This is a genomic window from Dyella japonica A8 (genome assembly GCF_000725385.1).
Lineage (GTDB): Bacteria > Pseudomonadota > Gammaproteobacteria > Xanthomonadales > Rhodanobacteraceae > Dyella > Dyella japonica_C.
Genome location: NZ_CP008884.1, coordinates 3,942,783 through 3,966,338 on the forward strand (window position 1 = coordinate 3,942,783; position 23,556 = coordinate 3,966,338).

At 63.9% G+C, this 23,556-nt stretch carries 21 protein-coding genes; 6 read left to right on the plus strand and 15 right to left on the minus strand.

Features of this window, described 5'->3' with window-relative positions:
* Window positions 1–19: 19 nt before the first annotated feature.
* Both HY57_RS16570 and HY57_RS16575 read left to right on the plus strand, forming a co-directional pair.
* The gene (locus HY57_RS16570) at window positions 20–415 is read left to right on the plus strand and encodes a DUF4440 domain-containing protein (protein WP_019464801.1); all 396 of its coding nucleotides are present in this window, start codon (window positions 20–22) and stop codon (window positions 413–415) included.
* Between the two features lie 85 nt (window positions 416–500).
* Entirely contained in the window at window positions 501–1,019 is a 519-nt protein-coding gene (locus HY57_RS16575) for a hypothetical protein (RefSeq protein ID WP_019464800.1), read from the plus strand.
* A 54-nt stretch (window positions 1,020–1,073) separates the two neighbouring features.
* Here the strand turns inward: HY57_RS16575 and HY57_RS16580 are convergent, their stop codons facing one another.
* Window positions 1,074–1,949, minus strand: a complete 876-nt coding sequence (locus tag HY57_RS16580) for a LysR family transcriptional regulator (RefSeq protein ID WP_019464799.1) — start codon at window positions 1,947–1,949, stop codon at window positions 1,074–1,076.
* Window positions 1,950–2,110: 161 nt separating this feature from the next.
* Between HY57_RS16580 and HY57_RS16585 the strand changes: the two genes are divergently transcribed.
* Complete coding sequence (locus tag HY57_RS16585) at window positions 2,111–3,184, plus strand: alkene reductase (protein WP_026033842.1); 1,074 nt, start codon at window positions 2,111–2,113, stop codon at window positions 3,182–3,184.
* Between the two features lie 81 nt (window positions 3,185–3,265).
* Here the strand turns inward: HY57_RS16585 and HY57_RS22230 are convergent, their stop codons facing one another.
* The 12 genes from HY57_RS22230 to HY57_RS16640 form a co-directional block, all read right to left on the minus strand.
* Window positions 3,266–3,388 carry a hypothetical protein gene (locus HY57_RS22230; RefSeq protein WP_268746170.1) on the minus strand — a complete coding sequence of 41 codons (123 nt, stop codon included), beginning with the start codon at window positions 3,386–3,388 and terminating at the stop codon, window positions 3,266–3,268.
* The gene (locus HY57_RS16590; protein ID WP_019464797.1) at window positions 3,385–4,590 is read right to left on the minus strand and encodes a type VI immunity family protein; all 1,206 of its coding nucleotides are present in this window, start codon (window positions 4,588–4,590) and stop codon (window positions 3,385–3,387) included. The genes HY57_RS22230 and HY57_RS16590 overlap by 4 nt, the downstream gene beginning before the upstream one ends.
* Window positions 4,587–5,813 (minus strand): type VI immunity family protein, encoded by a 1,227-nt coding sequence (locus HY57_RS16595; RefSeq protein WP_026033841.1) that lies wholly within the window; start codon window positions 5,811–5,813, stop codon window positions 4,587–4,589. The genes HY57_RS16590 and HY57_RS16595 overlap by 4 nt, the downstream gene beginning before the upstream one ends.
* Before the next feature lie 43 nt (window positions 5,814–5,856).
* Window positions 5,857–7,080, minus strand: a complete 1,224-nt coding sequence (locus HY57_RS16600) for a VRR-NUC domain-containing protein (RefSeq protein ID WP_019464795.1) — start codon at window positions 7,078–7,080, stop codon at window positions 5,857–5,859.
* A gap of 19 nt (window positions 7,081–7,099) precedes the next feature.
* Window positions 7,100–9,652, minus strand: a complete 2,553-nt coding sequence (locus HY57_RS16605; RefSeq protein WP_081870094.1) for a type VI secretion system Vgr family protein — start codon at window positions 9,650–9,652, stop codon at window positions 7,100–7,102.
* Window positions 9,653–10,185: 533 nt separating this feature from the next.
* Window positions 10,186–11,499 (minus strand): hypothetical protein, encoded by a 1,314-nt coding sequence (locus HY57_RS16610; RefSeq protein ID WP_019466821.1) that lies wholly within the window; start codon window positions 11,497–11,499, stop codon window positions 10,186–10,188.
* A 53-nt stretch (window positions 11,500–11,552) separates the two neighbouring features.
* Entirely contained in the window at window positions 11,553–12,257 is a 705-nt protein-coding gene (locus HY57_RS16615; protein WP_019466822.1) for an aquaporin, read from the minus strand.
* Entirely contained in the window at window positions 12,254–12,637 is a 384-nt protein-coding gene (locus HY57_RS16620; protein ID WP_019466823.1) for an arsenate reductase ArsC, read from the minus strand. The genes HY57_RS16615 and HY57_RS16620 overlap by 4 nt, the downstream gene beginning before the upstream one ends.
* Window positions 12,634–12,996 carry an ArsR/SmtB family transcription factor gene (locus HY57_RS16625; RefSeq protein WP_019466824.1) on the minus strand — a complete coding sequence of 121 codons (363 nt, stop codon included), beginning with the start codon at window positions 12,994–12,996 and terminating at the stop codon, window positions 12,634–12,636. Before HY57_RS16625 ends, HY57_RS16620 begins: the two co-directional genes overlap by 4 nt.
* A 95-nt stretch (window positions 12,997–13,091) precedes the next feature.
* Window positions 13,092–14,123 (minus strand): virginiamycin B lyase family protein, encoded by a 1,032-nt coding sequence (locus tag HY57_RS16630; protein WP_026034192.1) that lies wholly within the window; start codon window positions 14,121–14,123, stop codon window positions 13,092–13,094.
* A gap of 215 nt (window positions 14,124–14,338) precedes the next feature.
* Complete coding sequence (locus HY57_RS16635) at window positions 14,339–15,355, minus strand: hypothetical protein (RefSeq protein ID WP_019466826.1); 1,017 nt, start codon at window positions 15,353–15,355, stop codon at window positions 14,339–14,341.
* A 55-nt stretch (window positions 15,356–15,410) separates the two neighbouring features.
* Window positions 15,411–16,493: a GGDEF domain-containing protein gene (locus HY57_RS16640; protein WP_019466827.1), complete on the minus strand. Its 1,083-nt coding sequence runs from the start codon at window positions 16,491–16,493 to the stop codon at window positions 15,411–15,413.
* 49 nt (window positions 16,494–16,542) lie between these two features.
* Between HY57_RS16640 and HY57_RS21340 the strand changes: the two genes are divergently transcribed.
* A complete protein-coding gene (locus tag HY57_RS21340; protein WP_158407937.1) occupies window positions 16,543–18,258 on the plus strand; it encodes a PLP-dependent aminotransferase family protein in 1,716 nt (571 codons plus the stop codon).
* A gap of 116 nt (window positions 18,259–18,374) precedes the next feature.
* Window positions 18,375–18,926: a hypothetical protein gene (locus HY57_RS16650; protein WP_019466829.1), complete on the plus strand. Its 552-nt coding sequence runs from the start codon at window positions 18,375–18,377 to the stop codon at window positions 18,924–18,926.
* Between the two features lie 30 nt (window positions 18,927–18,956).
* Here the strand turns inward: HY57_RS16650 and HY57_RS21705 are convergent, their stop codons facing one another.
* Window positions 18,957–19,376 (minus strand): hypothetical protein, encoded by a 420-nt coding sequence (locus HY57_RS21705; RefSeq protein WP_144240847.1) that lies wholly within the window; start codon window positions 19,374–19,376, stop codon window positions 18,957–18,959.
* Between the two features lie 305 nt (window positions 19,377–19,681).
* Between HY57_RS21705 and HY57_RS16655 the strand changes: the two genes are divergently transcribed.
* Window positions 19,682–22,927, plus strand: coding sequence for a TonB-dependent receptor (locus HY57_RS16655; protein ID WP_026034195.1), 3,246 nt, complete (start codon window positions 19,682–19,684; stop codon window positions 22,925–22,927).
* Window positions 22,928–23,065: 138 nt separating this feature from the next.
* On the opposite strand, the gene HY57_RS16660 is transcribed toward HY57_RS16655, so the two are convergent.
* Window positions 23,066–23,515 (minus strand): thioesterase family protein, encoded by a 450-nt coding sequence (locus tag HY57_RS16660; RefSeq protein WP_019466832.1) that lies wholly within the window; start codon window positions 23,513–23,515, stop codon window positions 23,066–23,068.
* Window positions 23,516–23,556: the final 41 nt, after the last annotated feature.

A 23,556-nucleotide genomic window follows, 5' to 3' on the forward strand; every position in this document is an offset into this window, starting at 1 on the left:
CGTTCCCGGGACTTGCTGCATGACCACGCTTGAGAAGGCTTCCGCCGAAATCATCCTTTTGCACGAACAGATCGAAGCGTGGTTTCGCGGCGACGCACCACCGGAGGCGCTCGACGCACTCGCCGCCTGCTTTGCAGACGACTTCCGGATGGTGACCATCCGTGGCGACCAGCTGGATCGCGACGGCACGCAGGCCCTGTTCGGACGTCTATACGGCGCACGGCCAGGCGTCGCCATCACCATCGATCAGGTGGCGGTACGGGTGGACCGGCCCGATGGCTGGCTGGTCAGTTACCGCGAAACCCAGGTGTTGGCGGATGGCTCTTCCAACCGGCGCCTTTCCGGGGCATGGTTGCAGGCGACCCGCCATGGCCGGCCGGCCTGGGTTTATCTGCAGGAAACAGCACTCCCCTGAGCCCGCCGCGTGCCATGCACGCGGGGGATCGAAGACCGGCCATGCCAGGCGGCATCCATCGACCGGCAGACAAGGAGACGAGGATATGACGCTGTCGCCGAAGACCTTCGCCCGCGTAACCCTGGCATCGTTCGTCGCCCTGTCACTGCCGTTCGCCATCGCCGCCGCAGCGGACGCGCCCTCGCCACGCGCCGACGCATCGCCCTTGCTTGGCCGCTGGGCCGTGGACACCTCGCGCCTGCCGATGCCGCCCCAGCAACGGCCACGGAGCGTGTTGTTCACCTTCGGCAAGGCCGATGGCGGCAAGTGGGCAACGCAGGTCGATATCGTCCATGCGAATGGCGAGGTGGTCCATTCCGTATCCACGGCCGCGCTGGACGGCAGCCCCGCTCCCATCGAGAACAGTCCCGAGGCGGACAGCCTGGCCTTGAAGCAACCGGCGCCCAATGTGCTGGTGATGGCGCTGCGCAAGGGCGACGTGCTGGCATCGACACGCATTTATGCCATGGCGCCGGACGGCCAGACGCTGATCGAGACGGCGGTCTATCCCGGGCAGGACGGTTCGCCGGTCATGAAGACAAGCTACTTCAGGCGCGTTCGCTAGACACCCTTCCCGGCACGGCGCCGCAACAGGCGGCCCGCGCCGGAGAGCGCGGCCTCAGACGTGCGCCAGCCGCTCCTTGAAGAACTCGATGAAGCGCTGCGTTTTCGCCGGTAGCAAACGGGTTTCCGTCAGCGCATGGACGGACGTCGACTGGCCACGCCATGCCGGCAGCACGGGCACCAGCCGTCCTGTCGCCAGGTCGTCCACGACGACCTTCTCCGGCACCAGCAGGATGCCCATGCCCTGCGCCGCCAGGCTGCGTATCAGGCCAACGCTGTTGATGGTGAAGCGGCTGCGGGTGGCCACCTGGATGGACTCCGTCTTGCGGTGGAGCATCCAGGTGCTGGCCTTCAGGATGTTCAGGCATTCGTGGGCTTCAAGCTCCTGCGGTTCCACCGGCGTGCCCGCGCGCTCGAGGTAACGCGGCGACGCGAAAAGCCGCGTCGACAGCGACGCGAGCGGGCGCGCGATAAGGTTCGAGCTCTCCGGTTCGCCCATGCGGATGGCCACATCGTAGGGTTCGCGCACCAGGTCGACCTGTCGCGGCGTCACGTCGAAATCAAAGGTGATACCGGGATACTTCGCGGCGAACTCGGCGATCAGCGGCGCCATGTAGATGGTCGCGAAATCCACAGGCATCGACACGCGCAAGACGCCGCTGGGCTGGGCCAGCATGTCGCCCAGTTGCTCATGCGCAAGCCGCGCTTCGTCCACGATGCGCTTGCAGCGCTCGAAGTAGACCTGCCCTGCTTCGGTCAGCTCGACCTTGCGCGTCGTACGGTGCAACAGGCGCAGGCCGATGGCTTTCTCCAGCGCGCCGATGCGCCGCGACAGCGTGGAGTTGGGAACGCCCGTCGCCTCGGCGGCCCCACGGAAGCCCCTGGCCTTCACCACCTCGACGAACAAGGCCATGTCGTTGAGCAGCTCCATCACATTGCTCCATATTTGGATCAATGTTATCCACTTTACCGTATTTATCCCGTCAGTGGATTAACCCAAGATCTCGCTCGCAGGCCACCCGCGCGATGCCTCGGACAGAAACCCCGGCATCGCGAACGCCTTCCCCACCCATCAGCCTTGAGAGCGCCATCATGACATCCGTGTTCCTCCCTGTTCGCATGGGCAACCACACCCTGCAAAACCGCCTGGTCATGGCGCCCATGACCCGCAGCCGTGCCCAGTTCGATGGCACGCCCGGCCAACTGGCCAGCGAGTACTACGCACAGCGCGCCGATCTGGGCCTGATCGTGACCGAAGGCACACAGCCATCGGACGATGGCCAGGGCTATCTGATGACGCCAGGCATCTACACCGACGCGCACGTCGCCGGCTGGCGCGCCATCACCTCCGCCGTGCACGCCCGGGGCGGCCGCCTCTTCATCCAGCTCATGCACGCCGGGCGCATGTCGCATCCTGACAACACCCCGCACCACCGCCAGGGCGTGGCGCCTTCCGCGATCGCCCCGGGCACGCCGATGTTCACCGCCAAGGGCATGCAGGACATCCCCACGCCCCGCGCCCTCACCACCGAGGAAGTGCGCCAGACCATCGCGGACTTCCGCCACGCCGCGCGACGCGCCATCGAGGCCGGCGCCGATGGCGTCGAAATCCACGGCGCCAACGCCTACCTGGTCCACCAGTTCCTCGCCCCCAGCGCCAACACGCGCACGGACGAATACGGCGGCTCCATCGAAAACCACGCACGCTTCGCCATCGAGGTGGCCACGGCGATTGCCGATGACATCGGCGCGGACCGCACCGCCATCCGCCTGTCGCCAGGCACCACCATGTGGGGCATCGACGAAGGCGCGGAAGGGCCGGATCTGTATCGCTACCTGGTCGCCGAACTCGACAAGCTCGGCCTTGCCTACCTGCACCTCATGCACCTGGGCAACGAGCCCCTGCTGGCCGACCTGCGCGAACGCTGGACGCAGGCACTGATCCTCAACCGCCCGGGTCGCGCGCGCGAGCAGATCGGTGATGACGTAGCGTCGGGCCTGGCCGACCTGGAGGCTTACGGCCAGATGGTGCTGGCCAATCCGGATTTCATCACGCGGCTGAAAACCGATGCGCCCATGAACACAGCCGACCACAACACGTTTTTCGGCGGTAGTGCGCAGGGCTACGTGGACTATCCGGCGCTGACAGAAGCCGTCAGCGCCTGAAGGCAGGCATCATCCGCGCGCCACAGGCGCATCTGGTCAAACCCAGGTGCGTCTGTGGCGTGGTGTGTCGCAACCAGTCACTTACCGCCGACTGCCAACACTTGAGTCCGCATTGTTGCGGAACAGGCACAGCTCGTCGCGGTAGCGCTCGAACGCTTCTTTGAGGGTGAGCACCGAGTTTGTCGTGTCGTGCGATGTACTCATGGATGGTCGCCTTTGAGGTGCGGCCAGTAGGCCTTCTTCATCCAATCATCGTCCGGTGCCGGCACGATGTCCGGTGGCGTGGGAATTGGTAGGCTGCCGGGCAAGTCGAAACGTGCCTCCCAGGCTCTGGTGTTGGCGTCATCGGCGCTGGGCACCCCTTCGATATGGGTGTGCAACTGCTCCGGGTTCGGATTGCGCAGCACGCGCAACACGCGATTGACGAATACATAAGGCTCCGGCAGCCCTTCTTCCGGTGCGCCAAGGCGCGGAAACGCACCCGCACGAATCAGCAAGCAACTACCGATACGCTCGATGCCGATATCGGGCCGGGCCAATGCTTGACGTATCCGCGCCTCGCCGCCAAGACGTTCCACGAACAGATCGCTGAGTACGGTGATCCAATTGACGCCCTTGATATAGCCCCAGTCGACTACCTTCGCCCCAGGCTTCAGGACATCGTGGATGGCTGTCGTGCGCCCCGAGGCATCAACGTCGTGGGATGTGGGGTCGTAGTCATCCTTCTGTGTGAATCCATAGCTGTCAATCTCCAATCCACTGAAGCGCTCCGCTAATGCCCATTCTGTGGGCATGTAGCGGTGGAAGCTGTAAGGCAGCACAGTGGAAAGCCCGCCATAGCCGCCGCGTATCGGCAACTGCCTGCATACGAAGTGCAGGAAGTCCTGGTACTGCTTCAAGCCATACGACGTCGCCATCGCATCCATCGGCAGCTGGAATTTCAGATACGACAGAAACCGGTCAGTACCTTTTTTGACCGACCAGCCCTCGGGATCGGTGTAATCAACGGGGATGGCGGTATTGGTCAATGTCTCGATCTGATAACCAGCGGCAGTGTCCTGATCAGGAGCGCTGGAACACAGCACCTCTACCTTTTGATGAGGAGGCGTCTCCAGAATGGTTCGCTGGACGCCTTTCATGCCCGAGGCCGTGTATCGGGTGAATTTCCCACCACGCGCACAACTTCGTAGCTGCTCGCCGAATAGCTCCTCAAAACGATTGAAGCAGGCCAGCAAACCTTGCCGCACATCGGGCTTGGAACCACGTTCAAAGAACACGGTGCCAATCACGGCGGGCAGCACGCCCAGGCGGCCATCTTTGCGGAACAGGCACAGGTCTTCGCGGTAGCGCTCAAAGGCCTCTTTGAGGGTGAGCACCGTGCTTGTCGTGTCGTGCGATGTGCTCATGGATGGTCACCTTTGAAGTGCGGCCAATAGGCTTTTTTCATCCACTCGTCGTCGGGCGCCGGCACGATGTCCGGTGGGGTGGGAATCGGTAGGCTGCCGGGTAAATCGAAACGTGCCTCCCAGGCCTTGGTGTTGTCCGCGTCGGCGCTGGGCACCCCTTCGATATGGGTGTGCAACTGCTCCGGGTTCGGATTGCGCAGCACGCGCAACACGCGATTGACGAATACATAAGGCTCCGGCAGCCCTTCTTCCGGTGCGCCCAGGCGCGGAAACGCACCCGCACGAATCAGCAAGCAACTACCGATACACTCGATGCCGATATCGGGCCGGGCTAAGGCATGACGTATCCGCGCTTCGCCGCCCAGTCGTTGCACGAACAGATCGCCGAGCACGGTGACCCAGTTGATGCTCTTGATGTAGCCCCAAGCACCCGTCTTGGCGCCAAGTTTCGGGTGGGGATAGTAATGCTCTAGCTTCTCGAGCGAAGGCCCCTCGTACGAGTACGTCTTGTATGTGCGGGTTTGCGTGAATCCATAGCTGTCAATCTCCAGACCGCTGAAGCGTGTGGCTAACGCCCATTCCGTGGGCATGTATCGGTGGAAGCTATAGGGCAGCACGGCGGAGAGGCCGCCATAGCCGCCACGCACCGGCAACTGACGACAAACGAAATGCAGGAAGTCCTGGTACTGCTTCAACCCATACGACGTCGCCATCGCATCCATGGGAAGCTGAAATTTCAGATAGGAGAGATCGCCACCATCGTCGCCTTTGGGAATCACATGGGTTGTGCCCGGCAAGGTGTAGTCGCTTAGATTTTCGTCGTTGGTTAGCGTTTCAATTTGATAACCAGCAGCAGTGTCCTGATCAGGAGCGCTGGAACACAGCACCTCTACCTTTTGATGGGGAGGCGTCTCCAGAATGGTTCGCTGAACGCCTTTCATGCCCGAGGCCGTGTAACGGGTGAATTTCCCACCACGCGCACAACTTCGTAGCTGCTCGCCAAACAGCTCCTCAAAACGATTGAAGCAGGCCAGCAAACCTTGCCGCACATCGGGCTTGGAACCACGTTCAAAGAACACGGTGCCAATCACGGCGGGCAGCACGCCCAGGCGACCATCTTTGCGGAACAGGCACAGGTCTTCGCGGTAGCGCTCGAACGCTTCTTTGAGAGTGAGCACGGGTTTGGCCGACGCGCCAGAAGCCTGGGAATGGGGAGAAGTCATGAATGATCTCGGAAGGCGTGAAAAAGAATGGGCCTGCGCGGCCTCAGGCCGCTTCGCCCAGCGCGACGGCCAGCGCGGCCGCACCACCGATGGCGGCGGCCACGCCGATGATTTGGACCAGGGCGGCCAAGACGGCGACCAGCACTTCGGCCAGCACCACCAGCACGACCACGGCAGCGATCACCAGCACCACCACCGCGAGACCTTTGAGCACGGTGATGCCGACCTGGGCCCAGTCGATCTGCTTGAGCTGCTGCCAGGTGAGGTCGGTGGCCTGCTTGATGGCCTGCCAGCCCGCCTTGAGCTGCTCGGTGGTGTAGTGCCAGATGGCGCGGCCGGCTTCGTCGACATAGGTCCAGCCCTTGTGCAGCGCATCGGCCACCCAGTGGCCCGCCGTGAACAGCCACGGCGCCTCTTTGCGCAGCCAGGCCTGGGTTTCGTCCCATAGCCGCTCTGCACCCTCGCGGGTGTCGTGCCATAGGGATTGGACGGCGTGTTCGACGTCGGTCAACCACTTTTCGTAAAACGCCGGGTCCGGTAGGGGGGTCGGCGAACGGATGGGCGCGCGCTGCCGACCGCGATCTTTCTGAGGCGCTGGTGCGGGCGCACCCACGGGCACTTTCTCCAGGTCACCCTCGCAATCGTTCACGTCGAGCACTGACATGAACGGGACGCCCCCCGAAATCGCCAAATAAGCCTCTTCCTGATCCTTGTTCAAGACATCGCCGGGAAATTTCACCTCCACCAGGCGGCGCAGATTGGGCGCATGCGCTCCACCTTCGCGGTCCACCGTGCCGCGGCCGGGCCAGCGGTTGAGCGGATTGGTCACGATGATGATGTCGGGGCGGCGCAACAACCCTGGCGTCAGGCCCAGCGGAAATGGGTTCGTGGTGTGGCGGCGATTGATGCCTTTGGTGGCTTCGTCGTGGTTGTCGGGATCATCCGTGCTGTCGCGGCAGAGAAAGGGGATCGGAGTCTGCCCTCTCCGCATGGGCGCCATATCAAAGCTCACCTCCGCTTTGTACGGCCAAAGAAACTCTTTCAACGTTTCTTCCAACCGAATGGCGGCCGACATGACCAGCTGCTTGAGCAGTTGCGTGGTGACACTGCCGTCGGGCAGCACCATGGTGACCACTTTGGGAGCCTTCAGCGCGACCCGTACTTTTTCGGTGAGGTAAGTCAGGGCGAGCGGCGGCAATTTTGCGTAGTCGATTCTCTCCTGGACGGTGGTGCAGGTGGTGTCGACGGGTTGGAGTGTGGCGGCCATGAGGTTGCGTCCTTGCGGGTCAGGTGGACGGGGTGTCGTCGAGGTAATCGGCAACGATCTCGTTGCTGCCGCCACCGGCGAGGTGCCAGGGTTGCGCTGTCACCTTGTCTGGCTTGACGGCGCTGAGTTGCACGTCTTTGGCGCTGTCGGTGAACACGGGCAGGGTTTCGCCGCGATCGTTGGTGAGGCCTGTCAGGGTTTGTCCCGTGGGCAGCTTGAGCTGGTACGGGTGGCGGAACAGCGGCGAGCCGTCTACTTCGTTTTGCAGCACGTACTGGGCCCGGTAGCTGGGTTTGAGAACACCCAGCGGCGGCCGCAGGGAGGCGGCATCGCGCCGGCCCCACCACGCGCACTTTTCGTAGATATCGCCGGGCGTACCGCTTTCGATACGGTTGCGGTTGATCTTGATGTACGAGCCGCCAGCGCCGATCCAAATCTCTTTGTCGGCTTCCAGCACCAGCTTGCCGTTGCTGCTGGTGATGGTGAGGTCTTTCAGCGCGGCGAGTGCCAGCTCATCGTTCTGCGCTTGTATATCGACCTGGCCCTTGGCGGCGAACAGCTTGATGCCCATCTTTTGCGCCAACAGGCTGATCGCCTCGCCCGCCGCGACGGTGAATTTTTTCAGCACGCCCACGTCGGCGTTCTCACCCGCGGTGAAGGTGAGGTGTTTGCCGGCGCTGTGCTGGATGGATTCGGGTGTGGTCAGGGCGATGGACGATGACGCGGAGAACAGCATCACCGCTTCCTTGAGATCCTTGAGCTGCTGTTGCAGTACGTGGTTCATGGCGATGGTGTCCGCCGCGTCTGCCTGCGCTGCACGGACCACCTCGGCCAGACGTTCCATCGCTGCCTGCGCGGCGCTTAACTGCTGCATCGCCTCCTGCATGTCGAGCTGCTTGCCCTGGGCACGAGGACGATCATCGGTGGTGACGAACAGACCGTGGCCCGCCCGCACCGCGCCCTTGGCGGAGGTGCGCAGCTCAAAGCCCTCGCCGCGCGTCTCGCGCTGGCCGTTGACCATCGCGCCACTCACCATGTGGCCCAGCGTGAGCTGGCTTTTGCCGGAATGCTCCGTACTGAGCTTGACGTGCTCCTGGCCTTCCCAGTCCTCCATCTGCAGCTTGTTATCGCTTTGCGTGCGGATGACGTTGCGCGACATCCAGCGGTCCTGATTGGTGATCAGGTCGGTGGCTTGGCTGTGGTGGTGGAAGGCGGCGATATACGGCTTGTTGGGGTCGCCGTCGCGGAAGGCGATGACGGCTTCGTCGCCATCCAGCGCCGGGAAGTGCATGCCGGTTTGCAGCTTGCCGGCGAAGGGCTTGGCGAGGCGCAGCGGCACGCTTTCGCCGCCGGGGTTCCACGGGTCGAAATCCAGGTCGAGGCGCACGACGTATTCGCCTGCCTTGGTCAGATAGGCGTACTTGTAGGTGCTGGGGGACGTGACCCGCGCGGACAGGGTGCCGGTGAGGGTCGGCCACGTTGCTGGGTTGAGCGGAAGCCGGAAGCGCCGATCGGCCGGGATGGCCTTGAAGTCGTTGGCATACGGCTTATCGCGCGCACCGTGATGGGTCACGGCGGTAATCACCATGCCGTGAGGCGCCTCCGGCAGGGCGCTGTCCGTGTGGGTGACGCGGCCGGGCCGCAGGGCCAGCGCGGTACTCTGGCCTGCGAACACCACCTGGGCGGCAAGGGCCGCTTCATGCCGCAGCTGTGCCTGCCAACGGGCCTGGGCCTGATCGAGGTGGCCCGTGCCGTAGACATAGGACTCGCCGTAGGTGGTGGCATCCTTGCTGGCCAGGTTGGCGTCAGCCTTGAGGCGCTCCCACGCCTGATCCGGGTTGTAATCCGCGACGACGAAGGATTGCTGCACCGTCCGCGCATGCGTTTCCAGCGAGAGGATGGCGTCGCTGGCGGCGTTCAGGCCGGCCGATTCGCGCAGGGGCAGCGTGAGGGTGGGCTGGTAGGTGTAATGGTCGACGTCGTCGGCAAAGACGAGCACATCGCCATGCTCGCCTTCCTCGAAGAAGCAATAGATGCCTTCCTGTTCCATCAGGAGGTGCACGTACTCCCAGTCACTCTGCTGGTACTGCAGATGGAAGGCGTGCTCCGCATACGCACGGCGGAGCCGGAACGCGAACTGATGGCCCTCGAGGCGGTGACGGCGCAGCAGCGCGTCGATCATGGCCGGGGCCGTCATGTGCTGGAACACGCGTGATGCCCGGGTAAGGCGCAGCCGTGCGACCTGCGGCTCGATCACCAGACCATAGGTCACCTCGTCCGGGGTGCGCTTGAGCTGGCTGAAGGCAGTGATGCAGCCAGCGAAGCGGCGCGGCATGCGTTCAGCGGAGCGCATGCGGAAGGTGGCGAGCTTGCCGAGCAGGTCGCCTCGCGACAGCGTCTGCGGCGAGGTAAGGCTGAGCGTGATGCGGTACGGCTCGCCCAGCGATTCGCGCACCGTGAACGATTGCACGGACAACGTCGACGCCGTGGCAAGGCCGGGGACCTCGATAGCGTAGTGCTGGTGAAACGGGCCCGCGACCGTGGCGGCGATGGCGTCGAAGCGATCAGACATCGGTTCTTCCTTGGCCTGGCATAGAGAGTGGTCCTACCGAGACAACTCACCTCCTCCGCCGCCGACCCGCCCTAAGGCGATCAGGTGTCCCTACGCATGGGGTGCCGACGCGTCCATGCGCGGTGGCTGGCCACAACGTGGTGTGTGCCGGTATGGCGAACAAAGAGAGCGAGATGCTTGTCTCGGGACCGTAGCGATGCCGCCAGGGGGACGTCTATCGGATGAGTCTTGATGCTGCGGGCCGTTGGCGTTTTACCGGGCGCCGAACCGGACACTCACCCTGGGCGCCGGGTTGGGCGCGGCAGGCGTGGCAGCGCTTATGTCAGCGATCCAGCGATGCCATGCGAACGTCGCATGGGCTTTGCTGATGTGACAGCGACAGTCGCTGCAGAGAAGTGCAGCGCGTAAGCCGTGGCGAATCGATCATCGCGCCGCTCGATCCGCAGACGGGCCGTGCCTGCGTTCGGGCCGGCCAGTTCGGGCGATCTCCGGCGAACAGAATGCCTGCAACACCGTTGCCGCCGCGTCACGCGTTATGGGCGGGACGTAAGCACCGGGGCAAAGCCACCGCCAGGTGTCCTGAAATTGGTGGTCTGCCCACGGTACAGGCGGGCTGCATACAACAAGGGCCGCCCCTGGTAGGCATAGCAACGGATATCCGTCTTCATCGGTCCGCCGTCGTCCCGGGTGTGTCGCTCACTGGGCGGCACCAATGCCTGGGCGATGTAGGCGCCTTCGCCAATGTCGCTCCACACGCGCCGGGTCAGCTTGTCGCCGCGATAACTCGCCTTGCTGCCGAAGCCGGAGGCAGGCTTGAAGAACAGCTCGCGTCGACGGCTCCAGAGTTCGTCGCGGTTCTCAGGCGTCACGACAGTGGTCTTTGGCACGGCCGCCGCGAGTGCTTCGACGGCAGCGGCGGGAACGCCTGCATGGAGGAGGAATTCCCGGTGACCAAGCACGGCGAGATTTCGCTTGTCGGCGTATAGCGCGTGTGCGCGTGGATGCGGTGAAACGACCACTTCGCCGGCCAGGTAGCCCGCGCGGATGGCTTCGTGCTCGGGCGCTGCCAGTGCGAAGTCGGTCAGGCGGTTGTAGATCATGTCCACCGCCTTGTCGCCTATCCACAGGCGGCCGTGCCGACGCTCCAGCTCGGAAGGGTCGCAGATCGTCGCGTCCATGCCTGCCTGAAGAAACAGGTGCCGGAACAACAGGAACTCCGGATAGAGATACTGGGTGGCCGGGCTCGTATCCACGATCGCGATCGATTGAAGTGGTTGGCTGCCACGCAGGTGCTCCCACTCCCGCCGCATGACGCGCAGGACATGTTGCTCAGCGTCGGTCATGTCCACCGGGAGACTGACAGCCGCCGGCATGCATTCCTGCAATGCCTGACCGACCAGCGTGTTCAGCAAGGCCCCACCGGGATTGGTGTTGATCTCAATCAGTTGTGGCCCGTGCGGCGTGATATGAAAGTCGAACCCCAGCATGCCGCCAGGTACGGCAGGGTCCCACTGGGCCATGGCCGGTGCCCACGCCAACACCTCCGACGCATAGCCCGGCGCGGTAACCACCGCCTCCACGGCGGAGACAACGCCATCGATCGCCGCGAGATGCTCACGCGAAACATAAACGGGCAAGGCGGCGAACAAGTGCGGATGTGATTCCGCGAAGTCGCGCGGCAGCCCATGCGCACTGGTGGCCGATGCCAAGGCCGCGTGCATGGCCTCCGGCGCGATGGGCACGCAGTGGCAATCACGGTTGAGCGCTTCGACGCTGCGCGGGTTCGCGCGCATCACTTCGCAGTCAACGGGTTGCGGTTTGCGCGGGTCAAGGATCATGCCAGCCATGAGATATCACCACCTTGGTGACCGGCGCGCCGGGTACATTCGATCCATGTTTGTCAGGCCGATTCGCCATCCGCGCGAACCTCTGCCAGGCGCGGCTCGGCACTTTTTGCGGTCAGCCATTTGCCAACCGCCGCCGCAGCCAAGGCGCCCACCATCTGGGCCGCAACGAAACCGGCGACGTCGTTCGGGCGAATACCCGCGAAGGTCCGGGTCAGCGAGCGCGCAAGCGTCACGGCGGGATTGGCAAACGAGGTGCTTGCGGTGAACCAGTACGCGGCAAAAATGTAGCTGGCCACCAGGGCGGGAATCGCCGCCGCTCGGTGCCGCAGGCCCAGCAGGATGGTCAGCAACAACCCGAACGTTGCCACGCCCTCACTGAGCCATTGCGCGGAACCCGTGCGCACATGCGTGCCCGGCTGGAGCAACGGCAGGCCAAACATCGCATGCGCCAACAGCACGCCGACGATGGCGGCGATGGTTTGGACAAGCACGTACAGGATGGCATCGCGACGACTCATGTCACCACGCAGGTACAGGATCATCGACACCGCGGGGTTGAAGTGCGCGCCGGAAACGGGACCGAAGATCACAATCAGCACGTAGAGCGCGCTTGCGGTGGCGCCTGCGTTGGCAAGCAGGGCCACGGCGTTGTTTCCATTGGCAAGCGCCACGCCCATGATGCCCGAGCCCACGACCGTCGCCAGCAGCAAGGCCGTGCCGATGAATTCGGCGAGCAGCTTGCGCCAAAGGCCCGTCATAGTTCCGCCAGCAGGTGCTTTACGCGTGCCGCGATATCGTCACGCACGCTGCGATAGCCCTCGTCGTCCATGTGCTTGGGATCAGCAAGGCCCCAGTCTTCGCGCCGTTTGGCGGGCACCCAGGGACAGCTGTCGCCGCAGCCCATGGTGATCACGGCGTCGAACTCGCCAGCGATGTCATCCAACGACTTGGACGCATGCGATGTCAGGTCATAGCCCAGCTCCCCCATGAACCGGACGGCTTTGGGGTTGATGACGCCGGAGGGCCTGGATCCTGCGCTGAATGCCTCCACGCCCTCCCCGCCGTAGATATGCGCGAAGGCTTCCGCCATCTGGCTGCGATTGGAATTTTCGATACAAACGAAAAGCACGCGCTTCATCGCGAGGACACCTTGCGTGATGACTTTACCGTTGGAATACAGGTGTTGGCAGGTCCACAGCCAGTGGCTGCGCTGCCGTTGGCACAACAATTGTCGGTGAGGAACCCGAGCAAGGCATTCATCTGCCCATAGTTCGCGCGGCATTGGATGACCCGGCCAAGACGTTCGTCACTCACCATGCCGGCCCGGCGCAAAATGTGCAGATGGTTGGTTAGCGTCGCACCGGGCAACCCCGTGGCCTCCGCGAGCTCCCCCACGGCCATGCCCTCCTCGCCCGCCTGCACCAGCAAGCGGAAAAGTGTCAGGCGGTGCTCCTGGGCCAGCGCATTGAGGCAGGTGAGCGCGTCGTTCGATTTCATATTTCTAGATTTATCGAAATGATTGCAAAGGTCAAGACCCTGGCGAAAGGGTCATGGATGTTGCGCCTCAGGCTGCCGGTGCAGCCTGCGAAGCGTCACTTGCCTGGGGATTCCGCAGCATGCGCCCGATAGCGCAGCAATTGATCGGCGCCGGACGCGGATAACCACAGCTCGCCGGAGCGCCCCATCATCTGGCGGACGTTGGCGTGCTGGCTCGGGAACGGCAGGACATCGAACCGCTGGGTTCTCGGGTCGAAGCGCACGAGCGCGTTGGCGCTCCATTCGCTGAGCCAGACGATGTCCTTGTCGTCCACGAAGATCGCGTAAGCGTGCGGTGCGTTCCCCGGAAGCGTCCATTCGCGCCACTGGCGCGTCGCCGGGTCATACATGCCGACCTTGCCCGCGGTCCACTCGCTGATCCACACCCGCCCTTTCGAATCGGCCCATGCGCGGCGCGCGCCCTGGTTGGGTGTCGGCGGTTCGATGACCTGTGCCGAGCCATTGGCGGGATCGATGCGTCCCAGATAACTGCCGGCCAGCGATGCGTAATACAGGCTGCCATCCGGCGTGACGCAGATGCCGTAAGGTCCGCGCCCGCGCGGTGCATCGAACACCCGCATCTGGCCACTCGCCGGATCGAGTTCACCGTAGATGCCGTTCTGCCCGGTAAACCACAGGTGCCCGCGCTTATCGAACACCGCCGTATTCAGGTTGGCGTCCGACCGCTCTTTCGGCAACGGGAACCGCGTGACAGCGAGTGTCTTCGCATCGATACGGACGATTGCATTGCGCCCGCCTTCGGTGATCCATGCTGCATGGTCGGGACCCACGATCACGCCGTGTGGCGCGGCGCCGTCGCCCAGCGCAATCCAGTCCGCCTTGCCGCTGCGCGGGTCCAGCCGGCCGACCGCGCCCTTCGCCTGCGCGGTGTACCACACCGTGCCATCCGATGATGGCGCGACATCGTGCGGACCGCTGCCGGGCGGAACTGCGAAGGTTTCGAAGGACGGCGCCGCGGTCTGCGCCAAGCAGGCCATGGGCATGATGCTCAGCACGGCAAATACCAGTTCGACGACGACGGCCCGCCAAGCGGCCACGGCAACGGGGGTTCTCGCTGTCTCCTGCATGGCCACCTCCGGCGCTCGGGATGCGCCTCAAAGCCTGCGGACTTTCCCATGATGGCACTGCGTCTGTGACGAGCGGATCTTCATGGTGCGGCGGGAACGTCGGGCATGCCTCGCGTCAACTCTTCAAACAGATACGTGGTTGATCCATCGCACATGTCGCCACCACGGATTGAACCAAGCCAGCGACGCCGCGGGATGACCGGCGTATGCGCCAGTCAATGACCCGATACCTGCCCGCCATCGGCCAGCATCAACAACGCGGCGCGTATCTCCTTCTCTGCGCGCGCTGGTGACCATGAGGCCATCTCACTCAGGCTGTGGCGGCGCGCCAGCACGCGTATGGCGTGCAACCCCAGCCAGTAACCCGAGCGGTTCGGCAGGTCGTGTTGAAACGGGGTGCTGTTGCCCTCGAACCAGTGCACGTAGGTATCGGAGGTGCGGTGTCTGGCAGGGTCGATGGTCAGCACGTCCGCTTCGCGCAGAAAGCGCCGGGCCGCCTCGTTCAGTCTTGCCTCGGGCAGCGCGCCAAGGTCGTTTTGCAGCAGGTACTCGCCATCGGTATGGCCCGGCGACACGACGGTACTGACGTACGTGGCCAGGCCCTCTTCAAACAGCGGCAACAGCAGGTGCGTATCCGGCATGACCCCGTCATTGGTGATGCCTGAGTGCTCGGCGTCCCACAGATGGAAGAGTTCATGCGGCAGCACGATATCCAGCTGGGCCTTTTCGAGCAGCAGGGAGTCGACCGCCAGCGCCAGCACGGGATCACCATTGGGCATCACGCCGCTCTTGGCATCGAAATCCGGAGCGAGCACCACGATGGCGCGCGGCTGCCCGGAGGCACCGAAATACTGCGCGAACCGTTTTGCCTGTACGCCCAGCGCCGCGTCGATGGCGTGCACGCCGCCCGGTATGTCGCCCCCCATGCGACGGTACTCCTCGAACCGTGACTTCAGCGACCGGTCCTTTCCCTGCTTCCAGTCCGGGTTGTTCCTGACTTCCCAGACCACGGACTGGTAAACGGCTTCGCGGGGTTGCTCGATGAACTGGTCCCAGAGCGCTTCCTGCTCGGCAAATGGCTTGTCCTGGGCGGCCTGCCAGAACGCGGTGAACGACTGCTCGATCGGTGGCGCGGCATCGTGTTTCGGCGAACTGGCAAGGGCAAAACCGCTGATCGCCAAAGCCATGGCAGTCACGCCCAGCAAGACCGGCATCGAAGCGGGCTTCTTCATGCGCTGTTCTCTGGGTTCTTTGCAGCGGAGGCAGGCGGGATCGTACCCGCAGCCGTCAGGCGATGGAATGGTCGATGACCACCTGGTTGCGGCCGTTGAGCTTGGCCTGGCGCATGGCGTTGTCGGCGCGTGACATCAGGCTTTCGAGGCTTTCGCCGTGACGGTTGCACTGGACGATGCCGATGCTGATGGTCAGCAACCGGTCGGGGCGGTGTACTGCGCGTATCGCCACGCGTATCTGCTCCGCCCGCGAATGCGCGTGCTGCAGGTTGACGCCGGGCAGCAGCGCGACGAATTCCTCGCCACCGATCCTGCCCAGCAGATCCGACTCGCGCATCTGCGAGCGCAAACCCTCGGCCAGCTTGACCAGCACCTCATCGCCAGCGGCGTGACCGAACGCATCGTTGAGCTGCTTGAAGTGGTCGACGTCCAGGTAGAGCACGGCAGCCGGAATCCGCCGCACGTACAAGTCGTTCAAGGCATAACGCGCCAGTTCAAGGAAACGGTTGCGCTGCAGCAGCCCGGTCAGTCCGTCGGTGTGGGCCTGCACCCGCAGTTGCTTCTCCAGCCGGAACTGTTCGAACAGCGTGCGCGTCATGAAGGCGCGCAGCACCGTGGCCACGGCAATGGCGATCGTCATGTACACGGTGTACTGGAACACCGGGATCCCGCTGACGGACCCCAGCAGCAACATCGGCAAGGGACCGAGCGCGCACAAGGCCATGGCGACGACGAAGTCCCACCGCCCGATCCAGATCACCGAAGTCGCCACCGGCAACAGCAGGCCAGGAAGTACCAGCCGCTGGCCGGGCACCTGCCCGATGCCGTTCAGATTGACGCCCACTTCCAGCAGCAAGACGCAGCTCAGGGCCAGCAGGCTGAGCGGCACCGGCCGTTTTTCGCGGCGGGCGACCAGGGCCAGCAAGGCCAGCGGCACCGAGGGCGCCAGGCGCAGCCACAGGGGCACCGGCGATACGCTGACGAACGCGCGTCCCCCGGCCGCCAGCAGGTAAGCAGCCACCGCCAGCACGGTCAGTGCATGAATGGCCGGCGCCATGCGGTGCGCCAGGTAATGCGTGTATTCGCGCCGATGACTCGGATCGTCGGCTCGCTGCGCAGTAGCGAACGGCTGGTGCATGCGGGTCCCTGGGCACGGCAGTCCATTGATTGCTTCACATCACAGCAAGATGGATGCCATGGACCCGGAAGTAAGGTGCGCTGCCGCTCCCTGGGGGATCCCGGCTGCCGGCCGGCGCTTCATGCCTTACGCTGAAGGGCAAGCAGCGACGCCACGGGGCAATGTATGGGCGATCCAAGGCGGCGCTTCCGCGGGACAGGCGCCCCCTGCCCGCCGTCCCTTGAATCGGGCTGCCGGATGGCCACTGCAGAGGAAGGAAGTCGTGGCAGCTGATGCCGACAACGCAAGCAGTCCGTTCGAGATCGCACTTGACCCTCCGCCGAAGGGAAGCCACCGATCCGCGGAGGTCATCTATGGGCAATTGCGGACGGCCATCCTCGACGGTCGACTGGTTCCCGGGTCCCGGCTCCCGGTGGAGCGCCAGTCAGCGATCTTCTTCGGGGTATCGAGGAACACCATTGCCCGGGCCTACGCGCGGTTGGCCCTCGAAGGATTGGTGCAGTCCCGCCAGGGTTCGGGCAGGTATGTCTCGCCCAGGCAACACCGGGTACTGCGCGAACCATCACCGGCAGCCGGAGAGGCCGATCCTCGCCTGAATTCACTGTGGCGGGGTCCCGAGCTCGCCCGCTCGCTTCATTTCTGGAACGACAACCCGCGCAGCAACGTCCGTAGCACGGCTGCCTCGGTGGATTTCCGGCCCGCGCTGGTTGATCCGCGACTCTTCACGTTCGAAACATTTCGCCGGATCAGCGCCGGGCAACTCCGGCAAATGGAAACGAAGCCACCCGCCTTCAAGAGTCCGCAAGGCAATCAAGGCCATTTCCCGCTGCGGACGGCCATCGCTGCGCACATTGGCGTGTCGCGCGCGGTGGCCTGCCATCACGATGACGTGCTGGTGACGGCCGGCGCGCAACAGGCCTTCGACTTGCTCGCCCGTGTGCTCGTCACTCCGGGACAAACGACCGTTGCCATTGAGGATCCCGGCTACCCCCCGATGCGTGCCGCCTTTCTGGCGGCTGGTGCCCATGTGGTACCCGTGCCGGTGGACGCGGAGGGGCTGGTGGTCGATGCGTTGCCCGCCCCGGTGCAGATCGTCTGCGTCTGTCCCTCGCACCAATTTCCGCTGGGTGTGTCCATGTCCGCGCAACGGCGTACGGCGCTGCTCGCGTTCGCGCGCAAGCATGGCGCCGTCATCGTGGAAGACGACTACGACGGTGAATTCCGCTATGACGGCACGCCCTTGCAAGCGCTGAGATCCAGCGCAACGGCAGATGACGTGTTCTATGTCGGCACGTTCTCCAAGTGCATGCTTCCCGCGCTGCGACTGGGCTTTGTCGTTGCCCCACGGTGGGCCATGCCGGCGCTGACGATGGCGAAGAACTGTCTCGACTGGCATTGCCCGACGCTGACGCAGATGGCTGTCGCCCGATATATCGCCGAAGGACATCTGGTGCGACACGTGCGGAAACTGCGTGACGTATACCGGCGGCGGCGAGACCTGGTCTGGCAGATCCTGCAATCTGACTTTCCCGGTGAGCTATCGCCGATGCCATCCCACTACGGCATGCACGTGGCGGCGCTATCGACGCAACCCCGACCGCTTGAGCCGATCAGCGCAAAACTGCTGGCGTTGAACGTGCACCTGCATTCACTGGAGCGCTATTTCTTCTCCGCGCCAACCATGGATGGCTTCGTATTCGGCTACGGCGCCGCTGATCTCAAGACCATCGAGCAGGGCCTGAAGACACTGAGGCGCGTGCTCTAGCCGCCCATACGCCGGCCCGGGGCAAAGTGGCCCACCCACAATGGCTCCGATTGGCTCATCCAGGGCTTCCTGCTTTCCCTACAGTGAGGCCAAGACCTGGTCATAAGGAGACCGCGATGATGTGGAGACTGTTGCTGCGCACAACCGTGATTGCCGGCGTTTTTGCCTGCGCCCCCTTGAGTGTGAACGCCGGACAGCCGCACGACGGCGCCCATGATTTCGACTTCGTGCGCGGTGCCTGGCATACCCATGCCACCCAGGTACTCGACCCGTTCGAAGGGGGCACACACACGGTGACCCTGGACGGCACGAAGACAGCACGCCCGATCTGGGATGGTCGCGCCTGGCTCGAGGAAATCGAAGCCGATGGCCCCGATGGACATTGGGAGGGCGCGACCATGTTCGTCTACAACGCCAAGGCCGGGCAATGGAGCCAGACGTATATCGACGGCGCATCGGGTGAGACCGAGGCGCCGACCATCGGCAGCTTCAAGAGCGGTCGCGGCGAGCTGTTCGGCACCACGGTCTACAAGGGGCGCACGGTACTGGTGCGCGGCGTCTGGTCTGACATCAAAGCAGACTCCCATCACTACGAGATTGCCTACTCGCAGGACGGTGGCCACACCTGGGCAACGGCATTCAAGGCGGATTTGACGCGACTCAAGTGAGGCTGCCGCGTAACCCGTTACGTCAGGCCGTTACCTCACACGCCATCCATGGGCCAGCTGCTGGACGACCGCCTCCAGCAGCGCATGGCGTCTTGTGAGGCGGCGCATATCACGGCGATAACCCAGCCACATGTCACGCACGGGCGGTGCTTCGCCAGGATCGATGCGATGGAGTGATCCTGCTGCATCCCCCAACGCTCGCGGCAACACGGCGACACCCCGTACCCTGACGCACAGGCTTGCCTTCATGGCGCGCGCGTTGCCGCGGAAAGCGGCGTGCGCGTTTGGCAACGGGTGTTGCAGCCATGCCACCTTGGGCAGTCGACAAAGACCAGACCCGCGAGAACCCATCGCCGTAAAGATGTACGGAACGGCAAATACCAACGCCGGGACCACGGCCGTTATTGCGACAACGGCCGGCAGGATCATGCGGCGTTGCAGCGCCGGCATCCCGGTTGCCACCCTGGCTGGATCAGTCCACATTGGGCTGCAGGCTCGCCTCCCGGCGGCCCGCCCTCTGCCTGGCCGGTCACCGATCAACGCTTGGGCGCGCCGGGCGTCAGCCACACGTTAGTAAGAATATGTAAGTTTGTCATGCGGCCATCGTAATTTTGCGCGCCGATTTGCGCGTCCGGGTGAGTCTTGCCCCTGATGCGGATCTGCCAAGGGGTTCGCTTTCCATGCATGGTCCCGCGGTGCTGCCGCGTGGGCGCCCATGGGTAGTGAGCAGACAACCTACATGACAAGGACTTCAGATGACTCACCCCATCCGCCTCCGGGCGTTGCCTATCGCCATCGCTTCGCTGCTCGTCGCCGCGCCGCTCGCGGCCCAGAACGTCACCACGTCCGGCGTCAGCGGACGCGTGGTGGACGCTTCCGGGCACCCGGTGGCCGACGCTACCGTCACGATCGTGCACCAGCCCTCGGGCACCACGAAGCAGGTGACCACGGACAGCGATGGCCGTTACGCCGCGCAGGGGCTGCGCGTGGGTGGTCCGTTCGAGATCACCGCCAGCAAGGCGGACCTGACGGCAGCCGAGCAGCACGATATTTACCTGCAGCTGGGCCAGCCCTCCTCCATCAACCTGAGCCTGGGCGCAGCGGCACAGGCGGCGAATACGCTGGGCGCGGTGACGGTGAATGCGTCCGCGCTGGCGCAGACCTTCAGCTCGGACAACAAGGGCCTGTCGACCAATCTTTCGCAGAAACAGCTGGAAGCGACGCCGCAGGGCAATCGTTCGATCGATGACATCGCGCGCGTCGACCCGCGCATCACGGTGATCGACCAGGGCGTGGGCTCGATCTCCGCCAACGGCATGAACAACCGCTACAACAACATCGCGGTGGATGGCGTGAGCCAGGGCGATCCGTTCGGCCTCAATGCCAATGGCCTGCCCTACCAGAAGTCGCCGATTTCGCCGGAGGCCATCGCCGGCTACAACCTTTCCACCGCGAACTTCGACACCACTTCCGACACGGTGGGCGCGGACGTCAACGCGGTGACCAAGTCCGGCACCAACCAGTACCACGGCTCGGTGTACTACTCCTACCGCAACGCCGCCAAGCTGGTGGGCGATGCCGGCTGGCTGCCCAGCAGCAACCCGGGCTACCAGTACAACGGCTACAAGAACGACTGGACCGGCGGTTTCAACGTTGGCGGCCCCATCATCAAGGACAAGCTGTTCTTCTTCGTGTCGGCCGAACACGAGCGCACCAACGGCATCGGCGCGGATTCCGCCAACGGCCTCGACTACTCGCTCGGCAACGGCGCCTCGACCAGCAACAAGGTGTCGCCGGGTGACCTGCAGAAGATCATCGACGCCGCCAACAAGCTGGGCCTGAAGCCCGGTACGTTCGGTGGCGCCACCGGCCTGGCGTATGACGACAAGCGCTATCTCGGCAAGATCGACTGGAACATCACCAACGAACACCGCGTCAGCTTCACCTACCAGCGCACCAAGGAAGAACTCCCCGCCGTGGGCGGCAACAGCGCCAACAGCGTGGGCCTGACCAGCTACACGTATACCAAGGCGATCACCACCGACAACTACGTGCTGCACCTGTTCGACGACTGGACCGACAACTTCTCCACCGAGACCAAGGTGGGTTACCAGAAGTTCGTGCAGGACACCACGGCGCCGTTCCAGCAGCCGGCTGTCAACGTGAACCTGTCGCCGGATGGCAAGGGCCCGTCGGTGAACCTGGGCGAGGAACGCTATCGCCACTACAACCACATCGATACCAAGAAGTTCAGCCTGTTCCTTGCCGGCACTTATGTCGTGGGCGATCACGCCATCAAGGGCGGCATCGATGTCCAGAGCAACAAGATCTACAACCTGTTCGGCCAGACCCAGTTCGGCCAGTACAACTTCTGGGGCATCAACAATTTCCAGAACGGCAACTACAACTCGTACCTCCTCTACCACCCCGCGCCCGGTTATTCGCTCGGCGACATCGCGGGCCGCTGGACGTACAGCCAGTACAGCCCGTTCCTGCAGGACACCTGGCAGTTCAACGACCAGCTGTCGGTGCAGTACGGCGTGCGCGTCGACATTCCCGACGCCAACGTCAAGCCGGAATACAACCCGGCGTTCGCGAAGGCCTTTGGCTTCCCCAACAACTTCGCCATCGGTCCGGGCAACCGGGTGGTGGAGCCGCGCCTGTCGTTCAACTATCTATTCGACAGCAGCTACCGCACGCAGCTGCGCGGTGGCGTCGGCCTGTTCCAGACCACGCCGCCCATCGTGTGGCTGACCAACCCGTACCAGAACAACGGCGTCACCCTGCTCAACTACACCTCGTACGCGCCGGCGACGGCGCCGTTCAGCCCCGATCCGTTCCACCAGAACATCCCCGCCGGTGGCGGCGCGGGCTCGATCGACACGATCGACCCGAACTTCAAGATGCCCACGGTGTGGAAGGCCTCGCTGGCCCTGGACCGCGAGCTGCCGTGGTGGGGCCTGATGGCCTCGGCTGAGTACCAGCACATCAAGGTGCGCGACGGCATTCTGTATGAGGCGCTGAACTTCGGCGCACCCACCGGCACGCTGCCGGATGGCCGCGAGCAGTTCTGGAAGACGCCGGGCGAAGCGCCGAAGACCGCCGACTCGCTGGCCAACCAGAACCGCGCCTTCAGCAACCAGTCGACGTATCTGACCAACACCAAGAAGGGCAAGTCGGACACCTTCACGCTGGCACTCAGCAAGCCGTTCGGCGATGAGTTCTCCGGTACGGTCAGCGCCACGTTCAGCCACGCCACCGATGTGGACCCGGGCACCGACACCATCGCGTTCAACGGCTACTCCCGCGTGGCGCGCCTGAACCCCAACAGCGACGTGCTGGCCACGTCCAACTACAACGTGGCCAAGAGCCTGAAGGCCTCGTTGAACTGGCAGCACGCATTCTTCGGCAACTACTTCACGCAGGTGTCGCTGTTCTACAACGGCCATACCGGCACGCCGTACACCTGGGTGTTCGCCAACGATGCCAATGGCGACACCATCGCGGGCTGGGATCCGGTCTACATCCCGTCGGCCAATGACCCGAAGGTCGCCTATGCCAAGGGCACCAGCGCGCAGGTGATCCAGCAGTTCCAGAACTACCTCGCCAACGACAGCTACCTGAAGGACCACCGCGGCGAGATCGCCCGACGCAACGGCGACACGACGCCGTGGGTCAACCAGCTGGACGTGAGCTTCTCGCAGGAAGTGCCGGGCCTGTTCGCCGGCAACAAAGGCGTGATCCGCCTGGATATCTTCAACTTCCTCAACCTGCTCGACAAGCATTGGGGCGACGTGCGCAACACCGGCATCTACCCCACCCGCACGCTTGCGAGCTATGGCGGCGTGAACGCGCAGGGCCAGTACGTGTACTCGCTGCCCACCGACAAGTACGGCAACTACCAGCCGCAGCAGCTCACCACGTATGACGGTGGCTTCTACGACCCGAGCCGTGTCGTGTCGCGCTGGTCGGCCATGGTGACGCTGCGCTACAACTTCTGATCCACGCACGGCCGCCAGCATCGGGAGCAGGCATCGCGAGGTGCCTGCTCCTTTTGTTTTGCCGCATCGAAGCGGCGACCACGCGACGCTCGTGTCGAGCAACAACGCGTGTGCCTGGCCCGCCCTACCGCCAGAACGTCAGTCACGCTTTACGCTGGAAGGAAGCACGACGAAGTCATGCGTCCTTTCCAGGGATTCCATCGCTGCCAGGAGTGCCGGCGGCGGGGCCACGAGTCGGCGCTCGGTGAGGTTCAGCCATCCACCCGCGCTGGTCACCCGCGCGCTGAGCTTTCCATCACGCCGGAATATCTCGTGCCGAAGAAGGAACCGGCTGCCATCATCGGAATGGCCGGCGATGGCGTAGGTCACGGTGATCTGCTCTTGCAGGCCCACCTCCTTGAAGTACTCCACCTCGTCCTTCATCACCACCGGGCCGATCCGCAGGCGCACGAACTCTTCCATGGGAAAGCCATGTTCCATCAGGAACATCTGCCGCACGTCGGCCGTCTTGTCCAGATAGGCCGTGTTGCGCATGTGGGAGTTGAAGTCCATGTCGCCCCAGCCTGCATAGAGAGTCTTCGTGTACATGCACGTGCTCCTGCGGAGGTGATTGGCCGGCCCGGGATTAT

Coding starts and splice junctions, on each gene's coding strand:
- HY57_RS16575 (WP_019464800.1), top strand. CDS start 501: ATGACGCTGTCGCCGAAGACCTTCGCCCGCGTAACCCTGGCATCGTTC.
- HY57_RS16605 (WP_081870094.1), bottom strand. CDS start 9,652: ATGTCTGATCGCTTCGACGCCATCGCCGCCACGGTCGCGGGCCCGTTT.
- HY57_RS16625 (WP_019466824.1), bottom strand. CDS start 12,996: ATGAAATCGAACGACGCGCTCACCTGCCTCAATGCGCTGGCCCAGGAG.
- HY57_RS16655 (WP_026034195.1), top strand. CDS start 19,682: ATGACTCACCCCATCCGCCTCCGGGCGTTGCCTATCGCCATCGCTTCG.
- HY57_RS16600 (WP_019464795.1), bottom strand. CDS start 7,080: ATGGCCGCCACACTCCAACCCGTCGACACCACCTGCACCACCGTCCAG.
- HY57_RS16595 (WP_026033841.1), bottom strand. CDS start 5,813: ATGACTTCTCCCCATTCCCAGGCTTCTGGCGCGTCGGCCAAACCCGTG.
- HY57_RS16630 (WP_026034192.1), bottom strand. CDS start 14,123: ATGCAGGAGACAGCGAGAACCCCCGTTGCCGTGGCCGCTTGGCGGGCC.
- HY57_RS16650 (WP_019466829.1), top strand. CDS start 18,375: ATGATGTGGAGACTGTTGCTGCGCACAACCGTGATTGCCGGCGTTTTT.
- HY57_RS22230 (WP_268746170.1), bottom strand. CDS start 3,388: ATGAGTACATCGCACGACACGACAAACTCGGTGCTCACCCTCAAAGAA.
- HY57_RS16585 (WP_026033842.1), top strand. CDS start 2,111: ATGACATCCGTGTTCCTCCCTGTTCGCATGGGCAACCACACCCTGCAA.
- HY57_RS16590 (WP_019464797.1), bottom strand. CDS start 4,590: ATGAGCACATCGCACGACACGACAAGCACGGTGCTCACCCTCAAAGAG.
- HY57_RS16570 (WP_019464801.1), top strand. CDS start 20: ATGACCACGCTTGAGAAGGCTTCCGCCGAAATCATCCTTTTGCACGAA.
- HY57_RS21705 (WP_144240847.1), bottom strand. CDS start 19,376: ATGCCGGCGCTGCAACGCCGCATGATCCTGCCGGCCGTTGTCGCAATA.
- HY57_RS16620 (WP_019466823.1), bottom strand. CDS start 12,637: ATGAAGCGCGTGCTTTTCGTTTGTATCGAAAATTCCAATCGCAGCCAG.
- HY57_RS16660 (WP_019466832.1), bottom strand. CDS start 23,515: ATGTACACGAAGACTCTCTATGCAGGCTGGGGCGACATGGACTTCAAC.
- HY57_RS21340 (WP_158407937.1), top strand. CDS start 16,543: ATGGATGCCATGGACCCGGAAGTAAGGTGCGCTGCCGCTCCCTGGGGG.
- HY57_RS16640 (WP_019466827.1), bottom strand. CDS start 16,493: ATGCACCAGCCGTTCGCTACTGCGCAGCGAGCCGACGATCCGAGTCAT.
- HY57_RS16610 (WP_019466821.1), bottom strand. CDS start 11,499: ATGGCTGGCATGATCCTTGACCCGCGCAAACCGCAACCCGTTGACTGC.
- HY57_RS16615 (WP_019466822.1), bottom strand. CDS start 12,257: ATGACGGGCCTTTGGCGCAAGCTGCTCGCCGAATTCATCGGCACGGCC.
- HY57_RS16635 (WP_019466826.1), bottom strand. CDS start 15,355: ATGAAGAAGCCCGCTTCGATGCCGGTCTTGCTGGGCGTGACTGCCATG.
- HY57_RS16580 (WP_019464799.1), bottom strand. CDS start 1,949: ATGGAGCTGCTCAACGACATGGCCTTGTTCGTCGAGGTGGTGAAGGCC.